Source organism: Pseudomonas wuhanensis, from assembly GCF_030687395.1.
Taxonomy (GTDB): Bacteria; Pseudomonadota; Gammaproteobacteria; order Pseudomonadales; family Pseudomonadaceae; genus Aquipseudomonas; species Aquipseudomonas wuhanensis.
Genome location: NZ_CP117430.1, coordinates 3,773,857 through 3,795,298, shown reverse-complemented (window position 1 = coordinate 3,795,298; position 21,442 = coordinate 3,773,857). Strand labels below are relative to the sequence as shown.

At 60.4% G+C, this 21,442-nt stretch carries 22 protein-coding genes; 6 read left to right on the top strand and 16 right to left on the bottom strand.

Going from position 1 to position 21,442, the window contains the following annotated elements:
• Window positions 1-73: 73 nt before the first annotated feature.
• Together PSH88_RS17230 and PSH88_RS17225 are read left to right on the top strand one after the other, a co-directional pair.
• The gene (locus PSH88_RS17230; RefSeq protein WP_305421676.1) at window positions 74-1,576 is read left to right on the top strand and encodes an aldehyde dehydrogenase family protein; all 1,503 of its coding nucleotides are present in this window, start codon (window positions 74-76) and stop codon (window positions 1,574-1,576) included.
• 243 nt (window positions 1,577-1,819) lie between these two features.
• Window positions 1,820-2,152 carry a BON domain-containing protein gene (locus tag PSH88_RS17225; RefSeq protein ID WP_305421675.1) on the top strand — a complete coding sequence of 111 codons (333 nt, stop codon included), beginning with the start codon at window positions 1,820-1,822 and terminating at the stop codon, window positions 2,150-2,152.
• A gap of 71 nt (window positions 2,153-2,223) precedes the next feature.
• On the opposite strand, the gene PSH88_RS17220 is transcribed toward PSH88_RS17225, so the two are convergent.
• Both PSH88_RS17220 and cynS read right to left on the bottom strand, forming a co-directional pair.
• Entirely contained in the window at window positions 2,224-2,883 is a 660-nt protein-coding gene (locus PSH88_RS17220) for a carbonic anhydrase (RefSeq protein WP_305421674.1), read from the bottom strand.
• 176 nt (window positions 2,884-3,059) lie between these two features.
• Entirely contained in the window at window positions 3,060-3,527 is a 468-nt protein-coding gene (gene cynS / locus PSH88_RS17215; protein ID WP_305421673.1) for a cyanase, read from the bottom strand.
• A 117-nt stretch (window positions 3,528-3,644) separates the two neighbouring features.
• Between cynS and cynR the strand changes: the two genes are divergently transcribed.
• Window positions 3,645-4,556: a transcriptional regulator CynR gene (cynR, locus tag PSH88_RS17210; RefSeq protein ID WP_305421672.1), complete on the top strand. Its 912-nt coding sequence runs from the start codon at window positions 3,645-3,647 to the stop codon at window positions 4,554-4,556.
• On the opposite strand, the gene PSH88_RS17205 is transcribed toward cynR, so the two are convergent.
• The 5 genes from PSH88_RS17205 to PSH88_RS17185 all read right to left on the bottom strand — a co-directional run bounded on the left by PSH88_RS17205 (window position 4,538) and on the right by PSH88_RS17185 (window position 8,991).
• A complete protein-coding gene (locus PSH88_RS17205) occupies window positions 4,538-4,837 on the bottom strand; it encodes a hypothetical protein (RefSeq protein ID WP_305421671.1) in 300 nt (99 codons plus the stop codon). The genes cynR and PSH88_RS17205 overlap by 19 nt on opposite strands.
• Before the next feature lie 126 nt (window positions 4,838-4,963).
• On the bottom strand, window positions 4,964-5,293 hold the full coding sequence (locus tag PSH88_RS17200) for a hypothetical protein (RefSeq protein WP_123719150.1): 330 nt from the start codon (window positions 5,291-5,293) through the stop codon (window positions 4,964-4,966).
• A 608-nt stretch (window positions 5,294-5,901) separates the two neighbouring features.
• A complete protein-coding gene (locus PSH88_RS17195; RefSeq protein WP_305421670.1) occupies window positions 5,902-6,438 on the bottom strand; it encodes a GNAT family N-acetyltransferase in 537 nt (178 codons plus the stop codon).
• Between the two features lie 161 nt (window positions 6,439-6,599).
• Entirely contained in the window at window positions 6,600-8,549 is a 1,950-nt protein-coding gene (locus tag PSH88_RS17190) for a DNA topoisomerase III (protein WP_305427012.1), read from the bottom strand.
• A gap of 112 nt (window positions 8,550-8,661) precedes the next feature.
• Entirely contained in the window at window positions 8,662-8,991 is a 330-nt protein-coding gene (locus PSH88_RS17185) for a DHCW motif cupin fold protein (protein WP_305483306.1), read from the bottom strand.
• Window positions 8,992-9,141: 150 nt separating this feature from the next.
• On the opposite strand from PSH88_RS17185, the gene PSH88_RS17180 reads away from it, so the two are divergent.
• Window positions 9,142-9,504, top strand: coding sequence for a DUF427 domain-containing protein (locus PSH88_RS17180; protein ID WP_305421669.1), 363 nt, complete (start codon window positions 9,142-9,144; stop codon window positions 9,502-9,504).
• 205 nt (window positions 9,505-9,709) lie between these two features.
• On the opposite strand, the gene PSH88_RS17175 is transcribed toward PSH88_RS17180, so the two are convergent.
• Window positions 9,710-11,332, bottom strand: a complete 1,623-nt coding sequence (locus tag PSH88_RS17175) for an MFS transporter (protein WP_305421668.1) — start codon at window positions 11,330-11,332, stop codon at window positions 9,710-9,712.
• Window positions 11,333-11,485: 153 nt separating this feature from the next.
• Entirely contained in the window at window positions 11,486-13,135 is a 1,650-nt protein-coding gene (locus PSH88_RS17170; protein ID WP_305421667.1) for a GMC family oxidoreductase, read from the bottom strand.
• 133 nt (window positions 13,136-13,268) lie between these two features.
• On the opposite strand from PSH88_RS17170, the gene PSH88_RS17165 reads away from it, so the two are divergent.
• Window positions 13,269-14,162 (top strand): LysR family transcriptional regulator, encoded by an 894-nt coding sequence (locus PSH88_RS17165; protein ID WP_305421666.1) that lies wholly within the window; start codon window positions 13,269-13,271, stop codon window positions 14,160-14,162.
• 354 nt (window positions 14,163-14,516) lie between these two features.
• Window positions 14,517-14,876: a DUF6124 family protein gene (locus PSH88_RS17160; protein ID WP_305421665.1), complete on the top strand. Its 360-nt coding sequence runs from the start codon at window positions 14,517-14,519 to the stop codon at window positions 14,874-14,876.
• Window positions 14,877-14,983: 107 nt separating this feature from the next.
• On the opposite strand, the gene PSH88_RS17155 is transcribed toward PSH88_RS17160, so the two are convergent.
• Genes PSH88_RS17155 through PSH88_RS17125 form a run of 7 tightly spaced genes read right to left on the bottom strand, consistent with a single transcriptional unit; the run spans window position 14,984 to window position 21,287 of the window.
• Complete coding sequence (locus tag PSH88_RS17155; RefSeq protein ID WP_305421664.1) at window positions 14,984-16,360, bottom strand: sensor histidine kinase; 1,377 nt, start codon at window positions 16,358-16,360, stop codon at window positions 14,984-14,986.
• Entirely contained in the window at window positions 16,357-17,019 is a 663-nt protein-coding gene (locus tag PSH88_RS17150) for a response regulator (RefSeq protein WP_305421663.1), read from the bottom strand. The genes PSH88_RS17155 and PSH88_RS17150 overlap by 4 nt, the downstream gene beginning before the upstream one ends.
• A gap of 11 nt (window positions 17,020-17,030) precedes the next feature.
• Entirely contained in the window at window positions 17,031-17,675 is a 645-nt protein-coding gene (locus tag PSH88_RS17145) for a tetratricopeptide repeat protein (protein ID WP_305483305.1), read from the bottom strand.
• Complete coding sequence (locus PSH88_RS17140) at window positions 17,672-18,481, bottom strand: SDR family oxidoreductase (protein ID WP_205888637.1); 810 nt, start codon at window positions 18,479-18,481, stop codon at window positions 17,672-17,674. The genes PSH88_RS17145 and PSH88_RS17140 overlap by 4 nt, the downstream gene beginning before the upstream one ends.
• Window positions 18,468-19,142, bottom strand: coding sequence for an iron-containing redox enzyme family protein (locus PSH88_RS17135; RefSeq protein WP_305421661.1), 675 nt, complete (start codon window positions 19,140-19,142; stop codon window positions 18,468-18,470). Before PSH88_RS17135 ends, PSH88_RS17140 begins: the two co-directional genes overlap by 14 nt.
• Window positions 19,139-20,620, bottom strand: coding sequence for an AMP-binding protein (locus PSH88_RS17130; RefSeq protein WP_305421660.1), 1,482 nt, complete (start codon window positions 20,618-20,620; stop codon window positions 19,139-19,141). Before PSH88_RS17130 ends, PSH88_RS17135 begins: the two co-directional genes overlap by 4 nt.
• Window positions 20,610-21,287: a thermostable hemolysin gene (locus PSH88_RS17125; protein WP_305421659.1), complete on the bottom strand. Its 678-nt coding sequence runs from the start codon at window positions 21,285-21,287 to the stop codon at window positions 20,610-20,612. The genes PSH88_RS17130 and PSH88_RS17125 overlap by 11 nt, the downstream gene beginning before the upstream one ends.
• Window positions 21,288-21,442 lie beyond the last annotated feature (155 nt).

Genomic DNA, 21,442 nt, shown 5'->3' with positions numbered 1-21,442 from the left:
GCCCCGGTGAATGACGCTCCACGGATTTTCCTATACATTTTCTGGCCGCTCTCCTGCATGGTGAAACCGTTTCATGTCTCTTGCGCTCGAACGTCTAGTCGCTGGCACACCAATCCCTTTTGCCGGTAATCGTGTCACTGTCGTCAGCCCCGAACTGGCGGCGCGCTTTCAACCCGGCGACCATCTGCTGGTGGAGCAGGTCAGCGGTGAATTGTTGCTGATCCCGGTGGCGGACCAGCAAGCGGCGGCGGTCGCCATCGAGCGCGCCGAAGCGGCGTTCACTGCGATGTCCGGCGTCTCGGATCAAGCCATTAGCGAGTTCTTCGATCACTTTGCGCAACGCCTGGAGACCCCGGAATGCTGGGCCTTGATTGCGGCGGCCAATTTGGCCGATATCGAGCGGGCCAAAGCGCGCGGGCGTTCCACCACGCGGTTACTGGCCGATGAACGCATGCGCGGCGACATGATCGCCGGCCTGCGGGCCTGGCGCGATGCTCCGGCCACGCGCGGCAAAGTCGTGAGCTGCGTCGAGCACGACGGCTGGAAAGTCGAGCAAGTGGTGTCGCCGCTGGGTATCGTCGCGTTCGTGTTCGAAGGCCGACCGAATGTCTTCGCCGATGCCGCCGGTGTCTTGCGCACCGGTAACACCGCGGTGTTGCGCATTGGCAGCGATGCGTTGGGCACTGCGCAAGCCATCGTCACCCATGCATTGAATCCGGCATTGAGCGATGCCGGATTGCCGACCGGAGCAGTTTCCCTGGTGGAAAGCGTCAATCATGCCGCCGGTTGGGCGATGTTCGCCGACCGACGCCTGTCATTGGCTGTGGCCCGTGGTTCGGGACGAGCGGTCAGCCAGTTGGGCAGCATCGCGCAACAGGCCGGCACCGCGGTCAGCCTGCACGGCACCGGTGGTGCGTGGTTGATCGCCGACCAGGACGCCGATGCCCAACGCTTTGCCGCCGTGGTACGCAACTCGCTGGACCGCAAAGTCTGCAACACCCTGAACGTTTGCCTGATCCTCCGCGACCGCGCCGCCGAGCTGGTGCCGCTGTTTCTCGACGCACTGCAACTGGCCGGCACCGCTCGGGGCCAGGGCTGCAAGTTGCATATCGTCGAGGGTAGTGAGCAGCATTTGCCAGCCGATTGGCAGACCGCGAGCGTCGAGGTGTACCGCGCCGAAGGCTATCAGACCGAAGCGTTGGCCGAACCGCTGCCCGAAGATCAATTGGGGCGCGAGTGGGAGTGGGAAGAAACCCCGGAAGTCAGCCTGAAGATCGTCGACGATCTGGATCAGGCCATCGCCTTGTTCAACCGCTACAGCCCGCAATTCACCGTGTCGCTGATCAGTGAAGATGCCTCGGCGCAGGAGCGTTTCTACAACGCGGTCAACGCACCTTTTGTCGGCAACGGGATTACCCGCTGGGTCGATGGACAGTACGCGCTGAACAAGCCGGAACTGGGGCTTTCGAACTGGGAAAGTGGGCGCCTGTTTGCGCGCAGCGCGATTCTCTCGGGGGATGGCGTGTTCACCATCCGTAGCCGCATGACCCAGACGGATCTGTCGGTCAAACGCTGAGACGCGCAAAACCTGTGGGAGCGTGGCTTGCCCGCGAAGAACGATGACGCGTTATACCTGAAAAAACGCGGTGCATTCTTCGCGGGCAAGCCACGCTCCCACAGGATATTCGTTGCTCTTTTATCTTACCGGCCTCAGGGACAGCCCCCCGACCGCAGGCCACGGCACGCACTATACTTAGTATGTGTCCGTGTCTGCACGGGGACGGACAGCGCATCTGATTACGTGAGAGAGGATTGCGCCATGAAACTTCATTCCTTTCAACATTACTCTCATGGTCTGGAAACGGTCGTTCACGACACGTGGATTACCGCCCGGGTGAAGTCGGCCCTGACATTGGCCGATACCACCCTTGGCCTGAATGTCCATGTCAAAACCCATGCGGGCACGGTGGCATTGAGTGGTCGCGTCAACACCCATAGACAGTGTGAGCAGGCTGTTGCTGTGGCACGTTCGGTCCCGGGTGTCGTCAACATCGATGCCAGCGAATTGCTCACCCATGTGTTCACGCCAGGGCATCCTCCAGAAGCGCCCAATGCTGAAGACACGCCTGAGCGTCGGTCGGACGACAAATGACAGCCTTGTGACTACGCATTGGCGGTTATAACGCTGCGCCAAGCCTGGCGCAGCTTGTGCGGTCGACACCTTCAGGCGGCTTCAACCGTTTTGCCGTGCACGGCGCAAGTGCACGGCTGTTCGGCCAGCGACACGAAACTGTGATTGTCGGCATCCAGGGCATCGACCGAACCGGTCTCAATGTCATAAACCCAACCATGCAGATTCAGCAGGCCTTTTTCCTGGGCCAGACGCACGCTCGGGTGAGTCTGGATATTCGCCAGTTGAGCAATGACATTTTCCCGGACCATCGAGCTTACCTTGGCTGCGTCGCTGGCGTGAGGACGGGAGTCATTGATCACCTTGGCCGACTCGGCGTGTTGCAACCAACCACTGACCGCGGGCAGGTGATCCATGCATTTGCACTGGGCGATGGCGGTCATGGCGCCACAATCCGAATGCCCGCAGATCACGATGTCCGTCACGCCCAATACCGCGACTGCATATTCGACCGTGGCCGACACGCCGCCGGGATGCGGGCTGTAAGAGGGCACGATGTTGCCGGCATTGCGCACCACGAACAGTTCGCCGGGCTCTTGCTGGGTCAGCAGTTCCGGCACCACGCGGCTGTCGGAACAGGTGATGAACAAGGTGCCGGGATGCTGAGTGGTGGCCAAGTGTTTGAACAGGTCGGTACGTTGTGGGAAGGCTTCTTTCTGGAACTTCAATAAACCGTCGATGAGCGCTTTCATGGCGGACTTCCTTGCAATGAATGAGGGAGGCTAATGCCGGTGAGTTAAGACACAGAACCTGTGGGAGCGGGCTTGCCCGCGAAGAATGCACCGCGTTTTTCAGGTATTGCGCGTCATCGTTCTTCGCGGGCAAGCCACGCTCCCACAGGTATTGCGTATTAATTGAATGGATCGTTTTAGAAAGGACGCAACGGCAGGAACTTGCCGTCCAGGGTAATCACCGCGCGAGAACCACCTTCCGGGTCTTCAACTTTCTTCATGTCCAGCTTGAAGTTGATCGCGCTGATGATGCCGTCGCCGAATTGCTCGTGAACCAGGGCTTTGAGCGTGGTGCCGTAGATCTGGATCATTTCGTAGAAACGGTAGATGGTCGGGTCGGTCGGGACACCCGAGAGGCTGCCGCGCAATGGAATGATCTGCAGGCGGGCCACAGCGTCGGCTTCCAGTTCGAGTTTCTCGCCAATCACCTTGGCGGCGGCTTCCGGCAGCGGATGCTGGCCGAGCAGGGCGGCGGTGACGTAGGCCAGGCCCAGGCCGGTGCCGTCAGTCAAATCCTGCCAGGACAGATTCTTGCGCGCCTTGGCATCGAGGATCGAAGTGGTCAGGGCCAGGCTCGGATCCTGGTAAGTGTGGGACTGTTGCATGGTGTGACTCCTATCGGTTGCGGCTGGAAAGTGGAGCCATCTTCGGTCGATTGATCCATAGCGTCCAAGATCGATATACAATGCATTGCATAAGTCCTGCCTATAGATGGTGTGCCCATGCTGCTCCGACATTTGCGCTACTTGCTGGCAGTCGCCGACCACGGCGGCTTCACCCGCGCCGCCGAGGTGTTGCATGTCTCTCAACCGACGCTGTCCCAGCAGATCCGGCAACTGGAGGAAACCTTGGGCGTCAACCTGTTCGACCGAACTTCGCGCACGGTCAAACCGACCGATGCGGGGCTGGCTTATATCGAAAGTGCCCGTCGGGTACTGGTGGAACTTGAAGCGGGGAAGCGCGCGCTGCATGACGTGAAGGATTTGTCTCGCGGCAGCTTGCGATTGGCCATGACGCCGACGTTCATGGCGTATCTGGTGGGGCCGCTAGTGCGCGACTACGTGGCGAAGTTTCCGAACATCCATCTGCAGATTTTCGAGTTATCGATGGATGACATCGAGGCCGGTTTGCTCGATGACTCGCTGGACATCGCCATCGCCTTTACCCCGGTGAGGAGCCCCGACATCGAGTGCGTGCCGGCATTTGTCGAGACCTTGGGGGTGATGGTCGGGCTTGGTCATCCGTTGTACGAGCGCCAGAACCCGCTCTCGCCAAAGGAGGTGGCGCAACTGGATTTCGCGTTGCTGACGCCGGACTTCATCACCCGATCCTCCATTGACGGGTATTTTCGGCAACAGAACATCACGCCCAAAGTGGCGATCGAGGTGAACTCGGTGAGTACGCTGTTAGAGGTCATTCGTCACGCGCCGATGGCCACCATCCTGCCGGAACCCATCGCCACAGCGGAGCGGGCATTGCGCAAAATTCCGCTGTTGGGGGAGGCGCCCAACCGAGGGGCCGCGCTGCTTCGGCGCAAAAACAACTACCACAGTGCGGCGTCTGTGGCCTTTATGGAGCTGGTAATGGGCGCGGCTGCAGTCGAGTCGGCGAACAGTCAGTCATCCACTGATTGACACACCCCATTGGGAGCCTTGCCGGTGGAGGACACGGTCACCGAATCGTCATCGGCGAGGATGATCGAGATCGTGATGCCCGAACCCCTGGCTTCGAAACGGCGATCGTTGATGGCTTTGGTTACCGCCTCTTTACTGTTGATCAATACCGGGCCGTCCTGATCCGCATGGACGACGACTTTACCGGGGCAGTCCACATCGAATGAGGGAATACCAGGGAGGGTGTTCGCATGGGCAACATTCGCCATCGCGAGCACTATGAATATCAGGATGTTGTTCATCGCAAGCCTCCAGAGATCCAGCAGGGCATAGGGTTAACCATAGCTTTGTTTGGTGCGCACGAGACAAACGAAAAGGCCCCGCTCGATATTCCGAGCGGGGCCTTCTTTCTTTACTGAGAGGGGATATCAATACAACCGATCAATCACCCGAACTTCGTTCTGGTTCTGCATCGATGCCCACGCCTGTTTCAGCGTTTGCAGCACATTACCGATGAAGTCCTTGTCGGCCGCGGCTTTCTTGCCGACATAACCCTGGCCGCGACGGTACATCTTCAGTCGGGCGAGCAGGTTCTGGTTGCTGCGGTCGAATTCTTCTTCGTGGGCATGGGGCGACAGGCAGTCGATATGAACCTGGCCCGATTTGCTGATCCACAGAATATGGCTGTCCTGGCTGTCTTTTTGCGCAGCGAACAAGCGAGCCAGTTCATCGATAGTAGGTTGATTGTTCAGATTCATTGTAAGCCCCTTGACCATTTGGTGATCTTTCAAAGTTGATTCGCTAATACAAGTAGCCCATCGGTTAGTTGATCCCTGGCACCGAAACCAGGACGTCAGCGGTCGGCCGTCAATACGACGGGGTCCCGCGTCTGTTGCATGTAGTCGTGTTGAATAACTGCTACGCAATAGCGTCACAACGAAGAGAAGCAGCGAAAACCTGGAGGCCACTGCCGACATTTTCAGGGTCGGCCACAAGCTTCATGAGGATTGATCGCCAGCGCTTCTCGCCCTTGTACTGGACGTTCAGGCCAGGTCAGCTTCTTCAATCTGCCTTGTGGGCAGCGTGTATCCGGGAAAAACAGCTCGGCGGTCAGACGAGCTTGCTCAAACGTGTTGCCTGTACTCCCGATCGGGGAGATGTCTGCATCATGCAAGGGCAAATCGGAGGCGTCAACGGTTTTGTAGTGATTATTTTTGCTCACTACATATTGTCGGACAAAGTGGTTTTGGAATTAGAAAGTCAGGCGTGGCTGGCACGCCGGCCCGTAGGAGCGAGGCTTGCCCGCGAAAGCCATCACACGGACAAACGGCAGGACCGCGTCATCGTTCTTCGCGGGGCCTCGCTCCTACGGAGTTTGTACGGGTGCCGAAGGCTGCGATCTTTTAAAGCGGTAAACGGTACACGGATAACCATCGATCGGCAGGTGATGCAGGGTGAATTCGCCGCCCGTGAGATCAGGTATCACCCTGGCCCAGAACAGCCGTGCAGGCTGGTTGGCATCGATGTGGAAAATCTGCCATTGACCGGGGAACCGGTTCAAGAGGGCAGAGACGACAAACTTCGCGACGCCTTGGCCACGAAAGCGTCGACTGACAAAAAAGTAGCCGATGTTGTGCTCGGCGCCGACGATGTGGGTTTCGTTATCCACGATCACAAAACCGGCAAGCTCGCCGTCAACCTTGATCAGAAACGGCTTGGTTGCCGGGTTGCGCCAGTAATCAAGCTTGGGCTGGATGTTGAAGAAGCCATGATCCCCGAGTTTCAGCGGCAGCCATTCGCTGAAGTCGTAGATGTAGAACTGCATCAGGTTTTCGATGGTTTCCAGTTCGTCGCGCTGAGCGGCGTGAAGTTCTATTGAGGGCTGGCTTCTGATTGTCACCATGGTCGTACCTTTCAGAAAGCAGGGCTGTTGCCTGATGCGCCGCAGAACCTTTAGGAGCGAGGCTTGCCCGCGAAGAACGATAACGCGTAATACCCGAAAACCGCGGTAACTTCTTCGCGGGCAAGCCACGCTCCTACAGGTTTCGATTCGTTGCAAGTGCCTTAAGACTTGCTCACCGGTTTAGCCGCGCGTTTGGTGCCGGTCGAAGGTTTGCGTTTGGCCGGTTTGCGTTTGTTTTTCCACGGTGTGGCGCCACGCCCGGCCGGGCTTGCCGGCCCGCTGATGGTCAGGTTCAGGCCGGCGCAACGTGCTACCTGCTTGCTCATCCACGCAGCTTGTTTGGTGACGAACTCTTCCAGGCTCATTTCACCGCTCTGCACCATGTCCAGGGCCTGTTCCCAGATTGCCGTGGTACCGGGATCGGCAATCGCGCGCGGCACGGCGTCGATCAGACTGAACGCTGCCGGCGTCGCGGCCAGGGCCTTGCCGTTCTTGATCAGGTAGCCGCGGTCCAGCAGGCCCTGGATGATCGAGGCGCGGGTGGCTTCGGTACCGATGCCGGTGGTGTCCTTGAGCTTTTGCTTGAGCAGCGGATCTTCCACCAGTTTGGCGACGTTCTTCATCGCCTTGATCAGATCGCCTTCGGTGAACGGCTTGGGTGGCTGTGTCCAGAGGTCCTTGAGCTTCACATCGGCCACCGCGCAGTCACGCCCTTCGGCCAGTGCCGGCAGTGTTTGCGGTGCCGGTGCTTCGCGGCCCTTGGCAGGCGCGAGGGCCTCGGGCAGGGCGCGTTTCCAGCCGGGCTCGACAATCTGCTTGCCCACGGCGCGCAAGGCTTCACCGGCACAGTCGAAGTCGGCCTGGGTCCGGTCGTATTCATGGTTGGGCAGGAACTGCGCCAGGTAACGCGCACGAATCAGGGTGTAGACCGCCCGTTGCTTGCCTACCAGGCGGTCGAGGTTTTTCGCCGCCGCCGTGGGAATGATGCCGTGGTGAGCGCTGACCTTGGCATCGTTCCAGGCCCGTGAGCGGCGCTGGGGTTCCAGGTAATTGTGCAAGGCGTTGAGGGCCGGGTCGGCCTGCCTCAGCGCAGCAAGAATACCTGGGGCTTCGCTGTGCTGACTCAGCGGTAGATAACCACAGTCGCTGCGTGGGTAGGTGATGACTTTGTGGGTTTCGTACAGCGCTTGGGCGATATCGAGGGTTTCCTGAGCGCCCAGCCCGAGCTTCTTCGAACAGACTTCTTGCAACGTGCCCAGATCGAACGGCAAAGGCGCGACTTCGCGCATCCGTTCGGTGCGCAGTTTGATCACCCGCGCGCTCGCCGCACCTCTAATGGCCGTAGCCGCTTTCTGAGCCAGCGCCTGATTAAGGCAACGGTCTTGATCGTCGCAAGCGTCGGAGGCTGCACGCCACTGGGCGGTGAACGCGGTGCCGTCGTGCAGCAGTTGCACATCGATCGCCCAATAAGCGACCGGGACGAAATCGGCAATGCTGCGGTCGCGATCCACCACCAGGCGCAAGGTCGGCGTTTGTACCCGGCCGACCGGCAGTACACCCTGATAGCCGGATTGACGCCCCAGCAGGGTGAACAGCCGACTCATGTTCATCCCGATCAACCAGTCGGCCCGGGAACGGCCCAATGCCGAATGATAGAGGCTGAATGTATCGGCCCCGGGCTTTAGCGCCGCCAGTGCCTTGCGGATCGACGCATCGTCCAGCGCCGACAGCCACAATCGCCGGATCGGCCCGCGATAACGGCAATGCTCCACCAGTTCCCGGGCGATCATTTCGCCCTCACGGTCGGCGTCGGTGGCAATCACCAGTTCACTGGCCTCGCCGAGCAAGCGTTTGACCGCTTTGTATTGGCTGGCCGTGCGCGGTTTGACGGTCATCTTCCATTTTTCGGGAATGATCGGCAGATCCGCCAGCACCCACCGCTTGTAACGCGCGTCATAGGCATCTGGTGGTGCAGTTTCCAGCAGATGGCCGATGCACCAGGTTACCGTGACGCCCGTTCCCAGCCAGCAGCCGTCGCCCCGACGCTTGGCGCCGAGCACGGCCGCGATGTCTTTGGCCTGGGAAGGTTTTTCACAGAGGTACAGCTGCATAACCACCATCGATCAGTGTTCGAGAGGTGCACAGAATGGCGGCTGATGAGCGATGGATCAATCTTTATCTGTATGGATGTACAGCTTAAGCTGTTGCGGTTGATGACAGTGGTCAGTCCACCACAAACAACCTGGCGCCAATGGCAGTGGATGAACGATGTGCTTCGGCATTGTCAGCCACTTGATAGCTCATGCCCGGCGTGAGAACGAAGACTCGACCGTCTTCCAGTTCAGTGTGCAATTCCCCCTCCAGACAAAACAGCACATGCCCCTTTGAGCACCAGTGATCGGCCAGATACCCCGGCGTGTATTCGACGATACGCGCGCGAATCGCGCCGAACTGTTGGGTGCGCCATAGGGCGCTGCCGGTCTCGCCCGGGTGTTCGGTGGGATCGATTTGCGACCAGTCGGTGGTGCCGAAGGGGATGTTGGCAATGTCCATGCTGCTCTCCAGGTTTAGGGCATGCTGTTTTGGGGGCTTCACTGTAGCGCAAGCAAGCTCCGTTCGGCTGTGAAGTGCTCGCGATGCTAAAACATGGGGTATACCTGATGGGTCACGGATACAGCGCAACAGCAGCAGAGGAACCTATCCATGAAAGCCCCTGGTCCCGGTAAACCCATCACCATCGAGCCTCAACCCGGTTGCGTGGTGGTGAAGTTCCATGGCATTCAAGTGGCGTCGTCCACTCGCGCGCTGGTCATGCATGAGACCAATTATCCTCCGGTGTACTACATCCCGCGGGAGGACATCGCCGAACAGTATTTCGCCCGCACCGACCACACCAGCTATTGCCCGTACAAGGGCGATGCCAGCTATTTCAGCCTGCAAATCCCCGGGCATGAAAGTGCCAATGCGGTATGGAGCTATGAGCACCCCAAGGTGTCGGTTGCGCAGATTGGCGGGTATGTGGCGTTCTATCCTGACGAAGTGACGTTTGAGGTGCTCAAAACCTGATGTGTAGAACACATTGTGGCGAGGGGGCTTGTCGGAACGCCGCATCGCCCCGTTCGGCTGCACAGCAGTCGCAGAACCTGCAATCGCGGCGTACCTGACACACCGAGTAAGGTTTCAGGGCCGCTTCGCGACCCAGCGGGGGCAAGCCCCCTCGCCACAGGTAAGCTCGCTCCCACAGGTAAGATTTCGCTAGAGGTTTGTGTCGTCAGTTTTTATCCAGATCCACATTCTTCGTCTCACGCAAACACATCATCCCCACCACCAGGCTCACCCCGGTAATCACCACCGGGTACCACAGCCCGTAGAAAATGTCCCCGGTGTACACCACCAGGGCAAACGACACCGTCGGCAGGAAACCACCGAACCAGCCGTTGCCGATGTGGTAGGGCAGGGACATCGAGGTGTAACGGATGCGGGTCGGGAACAGTTCGACCATCAGCGCCGCCAGCGGGCCGTAGCACATGGCGGAGATGATGATCAGCGCGACGATCAGCGCAACGATCATGGGTTTGTTGATCTGTTGGGTGTCGGCTTGTGACGGATAGCCGGCCAGGGTTACTGCACCGCGCAGGGCCGCTTCGTCGTAGCCATCGATTTTCACCTCGCCAATGCTCACCTGCACGGCGCTGCCAGCCGGGGCCGCTGCGCTGTTGTAGGGCAGGCCCTGTTTGACCAGGAAGGTTTTGACCTTGTCGCACGGGCTATCAAATTTTGCCTTGCCCACCGGGTCGAACTGGAAGGTGCAGGTGGCCGGGTCGGCCAGCACGGTGATCGGTGCCTGGCGGCTGGCCAGGTCGATGGCCGGGTTGGCGTAGTGGGCGATGGACTTGAAGATCGGGAAGTACAGCGCAGTGGCCAGCAGCAGGCCGATCATCAGCACCGGTTTGCGCCCGACCTTGTCCGACAGCCAGCCGAAAAAGATGAAGAACGGCGCGCCGATGATCACGCTGACGATCAGCAGACTGTTGGCCAGGGCCGGGTCCATTTTCAGGAACTGGGTGAGGAAGAACAGCACATAGAACTGCGCCGCGTAGAAGGTCACCGCTTGCCCGGCGTTGATGCTGAACAGGGCAATCAGCACCACTTTAAGGTTTTCCCATTTGCCGAAGGAATCGCGCAACGGCGACTTGCAGAGCTTGCCTTCCTCTTTCATTTTCACGAACGCAGGTGACTCGTGCAGGCTCAGGCGAATCCAGGTGGATATGCCCAGCAGTACAATCGACAGCAGGAACGGAATACGCCAGCCCCACACCTCGAACTGGTCGCCGGTGAAGTAGCGGCAGCCGAGCACCACCAGCAGCGACAGCAACAGGCCGAGGGTGGCGGTGGACTGAATCCAGCTGGTGTGGAAACCGCGTTTGCCGATCGGCGCGTGTTCGGCGACGTAAGTCGCAGCGCCGCCGTACTCACCGCCCAGCGCCAGGCCCTGAAGCATGCGCAGCACCACGAGGATGATCGGCGCGGCGATGCCGATGCTCGCGTAGGTCGGCAGCAAACCGACGCAGAAGGTTGCCAGGCCCATGAGGACGATGGTCGCGAGGAACGTGTATTTACGCCCGATCATGTCCCCCAAGCGTCCGAACACTAGCGCCCCGAACGGCCGCACGATGAAGCCGGCGGCAAACGCCATCAGCGCGAAGATGAACGCCGTGGTGTCGTTGACCCCGGCGAAGAACTGTTTGCTGATGACCGCCGCGAGGGCGCCGTAGAGGAAAAAGTCGTACCACTCAAACACCGTCCCCAGGGACGAGGCGAAGATGACTTTCTGGGTTTCCTGACTGGTGCCCGCGCTGCGGACGGCTTCCAGGGTCTGAACATGTTCTGACATATCGGTATCCCTCACAGTGATTGTTTTTGTTGTTCCACTGGTGTTGCGTGTTCCTTGTAGGGGGTGATGCTCGATGTCCGTGAATCTATGCAATCCCTGTGGGAGCGGGCTTGCCCGCGATGGCGGTGGTTCAGTCAACAGTGATGTTGAATGTCACACCGCTATCGCGGGCAAGCCCGCTCCCACAGGGTTGGTGTTTACAACAGAGTTGAGGATCAACTGCGCGGCTTTCTCGGCGATCATCAACGTCGGCGAGCAGGTGTTGCCCGAGGTGATGCGCGGCATGATCGAGGCATCGGCGATGCGCAGGCCGGGGATGCCGTGGACGCGCAACTCGGCATCGACCACCGCGTCCGCGTCGTTGCCCATCCGGCAGGTGCCCACCGGGTGGAAAATCGTCGTGCCGATCCGGGCGGCGGCTTCGTGCAATTGCTCTTCGCTCTGCAAGCTGTCGCCGGGCAGGTACTCCACCGGTTTGAACGCTTGCAAGGCGGGGGCGGAAACGATGCGGCGGGTCAGGCGGATCGCGTCGGCTGCCACCCGCAAGTCTTGCGGATGGCTCAGATAGTTGGGTTGAATCAGCGGTGCTTCCCGCGGGTCGGCGGAGCGAATGTCTATGCGCCCACGACTTTGCGGGCGCAGATCACAGACCGATGCGGTGAAGGCAGGAAAGGCGTGCAGCGGTTCGCCGAAACGCTCCAGCGACAACGGTTGCACGTGGTATTCGAGGTTGGCCGAGGTCTGCTCCGGCCCCGAACGCGCGAAGGCACCGAGTTGACTCGGAGCCATGGACAGCGGACCGCTGCGGTCATACAGATAGCGCAGGCCCATGCCCATCTTGCCCCACAGCGTGCCGGCGATCTGGTTCAGGGTGCGGGCGTTTTCCAGTTTGTAGATCAGCCGCAGTTGCAGGTGATCCTGCAGGTTACCGCCCACGCCGGGCAGTTCATGGGCAACACCGATGCCGAGTTTTTGCAGCAACGGGCGAGGGCCGATGCCGGAACGCTGGAGGATGCCCGGTGAACCGACGGAGCCGGCACACAGGATGATTTCCTTGCGCGCCTTGAAGGTTTTCGCTTGATCTTGCCAACGGGCGCTGACCGCCGAGGCGCGGCCGTTTTCCAGCAGCACGCGGTCGACTTCAACGTCGGTCAGCACCGTGAGATTGGCGCGCTGGCGGATTGGTTTGAGAAACGCCTTGGCCGCGTTCCAGCGCACCCCGGCCTTCTGATTGACCTGGAAGTAACCGCAACCTTCATTGTCGCCCTGGTTGAAGTCATCGATGCTGGCGATGCCGCTTTGTTCGGCTGCGGTGCGAAAGGCATCAAGGATCGGCCACGACAGGCGTTGCCGCTCGATCCGCCATTCGCCGGCAGCACCGTGAAATTCCGAATCACCGGCAAAATGGTTTTCGCTCTGTTTGAACAGCGGCAGCACGTCTTGCCAGCCCCAGCCGAGATTGCCCTCGGCCGCCCAGCCGTCGTAGTCGCCAGCCTGGCCGCGCATGTAGATCATGCCGTTGATCGAGGAGCAGCCGCCAAGCACCTTGCCCCGCGGGTAGCTCAGGGCGCGGCCTTGCAGGCCCGGTTGCGTTTCGGTCTTGAAGCACCAGTCGGTGCGCGGGTTGCCGATGCAGAACAGGTAACCCACCGGGATGTGAATCCACGGGTAGTTGTCGCGGCCGCCGGCTTCGAGCAGCAACACGCGGTGTTGCGGGTTGGCCGACAGTCGATTGGCCAGCAAACACCCGGCCGGGCCGGCACCGACCACGATGTAGTCGTATTCATCAAGGGAAGTCTGCATCCCTGACCTCGTATTGTTGTTCTTGTTGTCGGTCATCCTAGTTGTTAGCTTTCGTTAAAAGAATGTTAGTTTTTGCGCAGCTGCTGTGCGTTTTCAGACAGCGTCGTTAACGTCATAACGTCAAGGATGGTTCATGTTCGACTGGAATGACCTGCGGTTTTTTCTCGAATTGCAGCGCAGCGGCCGCTTGCTGACCGCCGCTCGCCGTTTGAACACCACTCACGCCACCGTGGCCCGGCACATCGAAGCCATCGAAAAAAGCCTCGGCACCGCGCTGTTCGTCCAGCATGCCCAAGGCTATGAATTGACCCCGGCCGGCGAAGCGCTGCTCAAGCACGCCGAAGCCATGGAAAACGTCGCGCTGCTGGCTCAGGAAGAAATCACCCAATCATCCGCGCCGTTGGGCAAGATCCGCGTTGGGGTCACGGAAGGGTTGGGCATCATGTTCCTCGCCAGCCGCATGAACGGGTTGTTCGAACGCTATCCGGGGTTGGAGGTGGAATTGGTCGCGGTGCCGCGCTTCGTCAGCATCCTCAACCGTGAAGCCGAGATCAGCATCCACCTCGAACGCCCGGCCGCCGACATGCTGGTCACCCGCAAACTCACCGATTACCGACTGGCGCTCTACGCCAGCCAGGCCTATCTGGACCGTTCGCCGCCACTGCGCAGTCGCGAAGACCTCGGCCGCCATGCGTGGATCGGCTACGTCGATGATTTGCTGTTCAGTCAGGAACTGATGTTCCTCAACAGCTTCTGTCGCAACCCTCAGGTGGTCTTTCACAGCACCAGCGTCATCGCCCAACAACAGGCCGCGCGCTCGGGCCTGGGAATCGCCGTGCTGCCGTGCTACATGGCCAGCGCCGATCCCGAGCTGGTGCCGTTGCTGCCGGACGAAAGCATCCAGCGCAGTTATTGGATCAGCACGCGGCGCGAGCTGCACAAGTCGGTGCGGCTGCGGGTGTTGTGGGATTACGTGGTGGAGTTGTGTGAGCGTGAGCAGGGGTTGTTGCTGGGAAGGCCCATTTAAACAAGAAAAATCGCGATCGTTTAAATGAAGCTTGCCGTTACCATCCAAAGGCTACGACGCCTTGCGCCACCCCCTACACGTAAGACAGAATCCGCCGGCTTGTGCGCCTTGGGCCCGCTCGGTAACTTGATTCCCGTCACTGCCCATCAGTGATCGGGTTTAGTCGCCCGCGTTAACTCAGTTGTGCGTGCATCTGTCATGCAGGTCTTTCATTCCTGTACTTGATGGTAGCTGTACGTAGGGCGCCTTCGGGCGCGCCGGATTTCTGAGTTTCCCGGTCGACTAACCTGCGTGCAGTTGCCTCCCCTCTCGTTTAGTCGCAAGAGGGGTGGCACCCAATAGGAAACTCAGAATATGTTCAAGGTCCCACCCAATCCGCCGGACGCCGATCCGGTCTCCCCGTACGAACCCGATTCAAAGAAGCTCAACGAGGCCGCCGAGCGGGCTCTGAACTTCCACTTTCCGTCGAATGCCGACATCAAAGCCACCGCGCGTAAACCCAGCAAGCTGTTTGCCGTGGCCCCGGAGGCCACGGCCGAAACCCTGGCGGTTTTTCTAGTCGAGACACTGGCCTCGGTCGATGTGATGGTCCATCAGTTGGTGGATCATCTGGAGGGTGAGTCGCGCTACGCCCTGCTGGGCATTTCAAACAGCATCATGGTGGCGGAGATCACCGCAAACCGAGTGTTGGATAAAATTGATCTACCCAAGTAGGCGCGGTCTGCTGGGGTGAGTGAGTGACCGACGTTGGGCTGTGCAGCAGTCCCTTTTTGGGGCCGCTGTGCGGTCCAGCGGGAGCACGCTCCCTCGCCACAGAGTGTTCAATGGTGCGGGTCAACAGGAATCGACAGCGTTGCCCGCAACCCGCCTTCCGGCGGATTGACCAGGGTAATCCGCCCGCCCAGCCGCGTTGCGATGGTGTTGACGATGGCCAGTCCCAAGCCCGCGCCGCCGGTGTTTCCACGGCTGTAAAAGCGTTCGAACAATCGGGCGCGATCCGCTTCGTTGATGCCCGGTCCCTGGTCCTGGACGCTCAAGTTGTAGAACCCGTCGTCCCGGCTCAATTGCACGGTGATGACGCCATGCTCCGGCGAAAAATTCGCCGCGTTGGTGACCAGGTTGTTCAGGGCGATGTCGATGGCGCCAGCATCGGCGAGGACTTTGAAAGGCCGGTCCTCGGCGTCGAAAGCCAGCTCCAGGTTCCTGCTCAATAGCCAGGGTGTGAGCTGGGCCAGGCTGGCGCGCACGGTTTCACTCAAGTCGATGCTGTGCAGCACCGGGGCCGCGGCCTTGGGTTCGAGACGGGCCATGGTCAACAACTGATTGACCAGACGGCTGGTGCGGTCGACCCCGGCAATCAGAAACGCCAGGGACTCACGACGTTCCTGTTCCGTGCCGGCCTCCTGCAGATTTTGCGCATGCACCCGCAACACGGCCAGCGGCGTGCGTAATTCGTGGGCGGCGTCGGCGATGAAGCGCCGCTCACGGCCGAGCACCTCTTGAATTTGCGCGAGCATGCGATTGAGCGCTGCTTGCATCGGTTCCAGTTCGCTGGGCAACGGGGTCAGTTGCAACGGCTCCAGAGAACCGCTGTGCCGTGCCCGCAACGTCGCCGCCATATCGGCCAGGGGTTTGAGCCCCCAGCCAATGGCCAGCCAGACCATGGCCGCCAGAATCAGGCTGCCCAACACATTGGGCCACAGGGTGTGACGCACGATCCGGTCTACCAGGTCCGTACGCACGTCGTCTCGTTCACCGACCCAGATGCGCAGGTCATTCTGCTTGTCTTCGAGCATGAACGCCCGCCAATGGCGGTTGTGCAGATCCACCACATCACTGAAACCGTGTGTCGTCGGTGGCACGGTGAAGGAGGGGGCGCTGGCGGTGTGCACCAGCACTTCGCCCTTGCGATTCCACACCTGAAAGGCAATTTTGCTTTCATAGGGGTGACCATCGACTCCCGGCACCGCTTCACTCAAGGCCTTGTTGAACGCTTGGTACAGTTCGGCGTGTTCATGGCTGGCCAGCGGCATGCGCATCACACCCTGCAGCAGTCGGGCATTCTGCGCCAGCTGGGCGTCATAGACTTCGGCAATTTCGTGATTGCTGTCGTGCAGGTTGAACACGCTGATGATCGCCAACCCCGTCAGCATCAGGCCGATGATCAGCGTCAGGGTGCGACGCCGGATCGAGGTCATCGACGCTCCTCCACCAGATAACCCACCCCACGAATGGTGCGGATCAGGTCGCTGGAGAACTTCTTGCGCAGGTGATGGATGTGCACTTCCAGGGTGTTGCTTTCGGCTTCTTCATTCCAGCCATAAAGCAGTTGCATCAGATGATCGCGGGTCATGACCCGACCTGGAGGCGAGAGCAATTCATGGAGCAGTTGATATTCCTTGGGCGTCAGGGCTACTGGCTCGCCCTGATAACTGACTTGCTGGGTACCGGGGTTCAGGCTGATGCCGGCGTGTTCGATCAGCACTTGGGCGCGACCGGCACTGCGGCGTAACAAGGCCCGCAGGCGAGCCTTGAGTTCGGCCAGGTCGAAGGGTTTGATCAGGTAATCGTCGGCGCCGGCGTCCAGCCCGGCGATGCGATCTTCGGTGGCATCCCGGGCGGTGAGGATCAGTACCGGCAGGTTCGAACCGCTGGCACGCAAACGGCGCAACACTTCCAGACCATCCATGCGCGGCAGGCCCAGGTCGAGCACGGCCACATCAAACGTTTCGCTGAGCAGTGAATGCAAGGCGTTGCTGCCGTCCTGCAGCCAATCGACGGTGTAACCCTCACGGCCCAGAGCCTGATGAATGCCCTCGCCAAGGGCTACGTCATCCTCGATCAGTAATAAGCGCACACGGACTCCTGTCAGTCGAGTTTCTTGTTCACGTCCACCAGTAACGCTTCGATCTCTTTGCGACGCCCGGCGTCGGCGCTTTCCCGGCCAGGACGGGGCGCGGCGTGCAGGGCTTTTTGCAGCGCGTCCCTGGCTTCACCATAGCGCTTTTGACGGTAAAGGTGATCGCCCCAGAAGTACAGACTGTCGATGCCGGTCGGGTTCAGTTGCAAGGCCTGCTTCAACAGTTGCTCGGCCTTGTCGGCATCGCCGAAACCGATAGGCCAGCCGGGCACTCGATCATACAGCGCCGCGAGGCTGGTGTAGGCCGAGCCTTGCAGGGCCTTGGGGTCAATGGCCAGGGCTTTTTCCAGATCGACTTTGGCCGCCTTGACCTTGCTCAGGGCACCGAGACCACCCTGGGCTCCGGCCCAACTGCTGGTGACGATACCGGACCAGATCCACGCTTCGGCCAGGGATTGGCGTTCCTGGGTGAACGCCGAGGCCTGAGTCGCGAGTTTTTCGAAGGCTGCGGTGCGCTGTTCGGCGGGCAATTCGTATTGAATGTGCGCCCAGCTTTGCTGAATGGCATTGAGGCGCTGCTGATCGGCGGCGTCCAGCGCCCAGACGCTTTGGCTCAGTACGGCGAGCAACAAGCTGGTGAGGATTTTTTTCATGGTTTGAGGCTCTCGTTATCGGTCTTCTGACTCAGGCGACGGATCAGCGGCAATTGCTTGCGCAAGCCACGGTCCACCAGATGCGGCAACAGACTGTTCAGGCGGACGAAAAAGCGTTCCGGCCAGCCCAGGTACAAATCGCGCCGGTCACCGGCAATCGCGTGGATGACCGCCGAGGCGACGGTTTGCGGATCGTCGACATTGGCTTTGAGCGCATCGTTCAGCGCCTGGGCCGCCGGGCTGTTCATGCTGGTGTGGGTCGCCCGGGGGGCAACGTAAAGCACGTTGATCCGGGTGTCGGCCAGCTCCCGGCGCAGGGCTTCGGAGAAACCGCGCAGGGCAAACTTGGTGGCGCAATAGCTGGCGTAACCGGGGTAGCCGATGGAGCCGTAGGTCGAGCCGACGTTCACCACCATGGCGCTCTCAGCCTGCTTGAGCAGCGGCAGCAAAAGCTTGGTCAGGCAGATCGGCGCGCTGATGTTCACCGCCAGCATCGCATTGATCTCGCTGTCATCGAGCTGTTCGAGCATGGCGAAGTGATTGACCCCGGCAGCGTTGACCAGCAGGTTGATGCCGCCGATGGCTTTGGCCGCGGCCAGCACTTTGTGTCGGTCGCCGGGGACGGTCAGGTCAGCGCCGACCCAACACAGGTGCAGCGGGTAGCGTTCGAGCAAGGGTTCCAGCGCCTCCCGGTGCCGGGACACGGCCAACACCCGCGCGCCCCTGGCACACAGGGCGCTGGCGATGGCCAGGCCGATACCGCCGCTGGCCCCGGTCAAAACCACACGGGCTTCATGCAGCTGCATGCAGGTTCTCCCCATCGCGGGGCAGGCCGCGGAACATGTCTGTATAGAGCTTGTAAACGACCTTCGAGGCATGAATCACTGCGGCTTGATCGGCCGGGTCTTCGAGTGTGTTCATCAGCCGGCGGTAGGTCTGCATATGTTCGATATCCAGCGAACCATGGGAACTCAGGTAGCTGAAGGCGGTTTCCGGCAGCGCCAAACGCTCGCGGATGCTGCCGGCCGCGTGGGTGGCCAGGGCAATGCTGGTGCCTTCCAGCACGTTGACCATGCCGAACAGGCCCACCGGGTTGTCCCGGGCAATCAGGTCGTAGAGGAAACTGACCATCAACTCGATCGGCAGCGATGGACGACCGTCACGCACGGCGTCTTTGTCGCCGCCACAGGCTGCGATGTCGTTGAGTATCCATTGTTCGTGGCCGTATTCGTCCTCGATGTACTCGCACACCGCCTTGCGCAGCCATTCCAGGCGCTGCGGCAAACGTGCGCCGCACGCCATCATCAACGGCACGGTATGGCGCACGTGGTAGTAGGCCTGGGTGAGGAAGGCGCGGTAGCTGTCCAGGCTCACATTGCCCTCAAGGGCATCGCGGATGATTGGCAGGTTGAACAGCTCGTGGCGTTCCTGGTGACTGGCTTCTTGCAGGGTGTCGAAAAAACTCATGGTGCAGGTTCCTCGGAAAAAACGGATTCAGTGAGCCGCGCCCGGTAATGCTCGACGATGGCGTCGCGGCGCGGTCGGCCATTGGCGGTCAGCAAGCCATTGGCGGGGGTGAAGGGGTGATCGAGACGGGTCCAGTGATGAACCTGGGCGTAATCGGGCAAGGCCTCGTTGGCCTGGGCCACGGCGGCAGCGAGCTCTTCATCGGTGCAGTCCGGCCGATGGGGCCAGAGCAGGGCGTGATTGGTTGGCATCGCTTCGCCATAGACAAACGCCTGAGCGATGTGGCGACGCTGAGTGAGTTCGGCCTCGACCCATTCCGGATTGACGTTGCGGCCGAAACTGGTGACGAACTGATGCTTCTTGCGCCCGTTGAGGTAGAGAAAACCTTCCGGGTCGAACTCGCCGAGATCGCCGGTCGGCCACCAATCATCGCTGAAGGGCGCTTGCCCCAGATAGCCGAGCAGGGTCGAGCCCTTGACCAGCACTTCACCATCGTCGGCCAGGCGAATCTCGACATGGGGCAGGGGACGGCCGACGCTACCAGGGCGGCGCGCGCCCGGGCGATTGAGGCACACCACCGACGAACATTCCGACAACCCGTAACCCTCATAGACCGGAATGCCGATGCGCTGGGCGCGATGCAGTAACTCTTCGGAAACCCGTGCACCACCGACCGCGGCAAACCGCAACGATTGGGGGTTCAATGCTTTTTGCTCGGCGGCGCTGACCAGCATCAGCAGCAACTGTGGCACCAGGATCAAGCTCTCGGGCGCACGGGCGGCCAGGCACCCCAGCAGCCGCGGCACATCGACACCGCTGGCGCCCTGAATGCCCAGGGTTTTCTGGCTCGGTACGCTCAAGGTCGCGCCGGCATACAGCGCGGCATAGCAGCCTAGGTTTTCCAGCAGAATCGCCAGGGGCAGCAGCGCCAGGTGATGCCGCGGATCGGTGGGCTTGCTCGCCTGATCCAGTTCACGGGCCACCCGCAAAAGGCTTTCGGCGCTCAGGCACACGCCTTTGGGCGTGCCGGTGGTGCCTGAGGTGAAGGTCAGTTTGGCGGTGCCTTCGGGTATCAGGTTCGGGCCGCTGAAGGTGCGATGCCAGAATTCACCGTTTTTTTCGTAGCCCGCCGCTTGCAGTTCGGCCTCCAGTTCCGGTTCGGCAATCACCAGTTCGGCCTGGCTCTGTTGCAGGCAATGATTGCGTTGCGCCGGGCTGAAGAAGGGCGGCAACGTCAGGCAGGTCAGCCCTTCGAACAGGACGGCCAGGTCCCAGAGCATCGCCTCGGAGCCATTATCCAGGGCCAACGCGACCACTTTGACGTGCTCATCGCGCAGACGCTGTTGGCGGTACATGACCTCGGCGTACAGCGTGGCGTAGTCCAGTTTCAACTGATCGCCCCACAAGGCGATGGCGTTGGTCTTGCGTTCAGCGTGATTGCGCAGGGTCTGCTTGAACCGCTCCATTTCAGGCGACATGGGTGGACTCCTCAAGGGACGTCGGCAACCCCAGGCGATTGAACAGACCGATGTTGCGCAAATGGATGAAACCGGCGCGGATATTGCCGACATGCACCCATGGCTGACTCTCGTAATAACTGCCCCAGTGGTGACGGTCCTCGCCCAGCCGCTCGGGATCGGCGGCGCACAGCGTCACCGGCTTCAAACCCAGTCGATGAAAGCTGTTTACCAGCCCGATGTTGCCGGTGAACGCCACCCATTCCAGCCCGCCCATGGCCAACAGGTAGGTGATGGCGATGATGCTCAGCCGTGCGCTGCCGGTATCGCTGGCGGCGAGGTTACCGACCTCGACGATACCTGCCCGGTCCACGGGTTGGCCGGCCGCGTCGCTGATCAGCGGATCAATCGTCTCGTCCAGGTAACGCTCCAGAAACAAGGGTTCGGTACTGGCCAGTCGTATGCCCGCCACCGCACACAAAGTGTCTGAGGTATCGCTCATGCCGAACAGTTGCGGCATGAAGTGGCGGATATCGGCGCCATGGGCTTTTCGAAAACGCTGCTGGATAAAGGTTTCGAAAACCGGACGCTGGGGATCGTCCGGCAAGGCTCTGGCCAGACTCATCTGCGGAGTTTCGGCTTGGCCGAAGTGCAGGGGCAGAGGGATGTTCCAGTCGAAATCGGGCATGGGCAAGAGCGCCTCCCTGAGTAAGTTTGGGAGGAGTATCAAAGGCAATTCTTAACGGAGTCTGAAGGTGGACCTTCAGACTGTCTTAAGACTGGATGGGCAGGGTGGCGCCGGTCGGTTCGACGAAACCGGATCCAGGCTGTACGAAATGAATC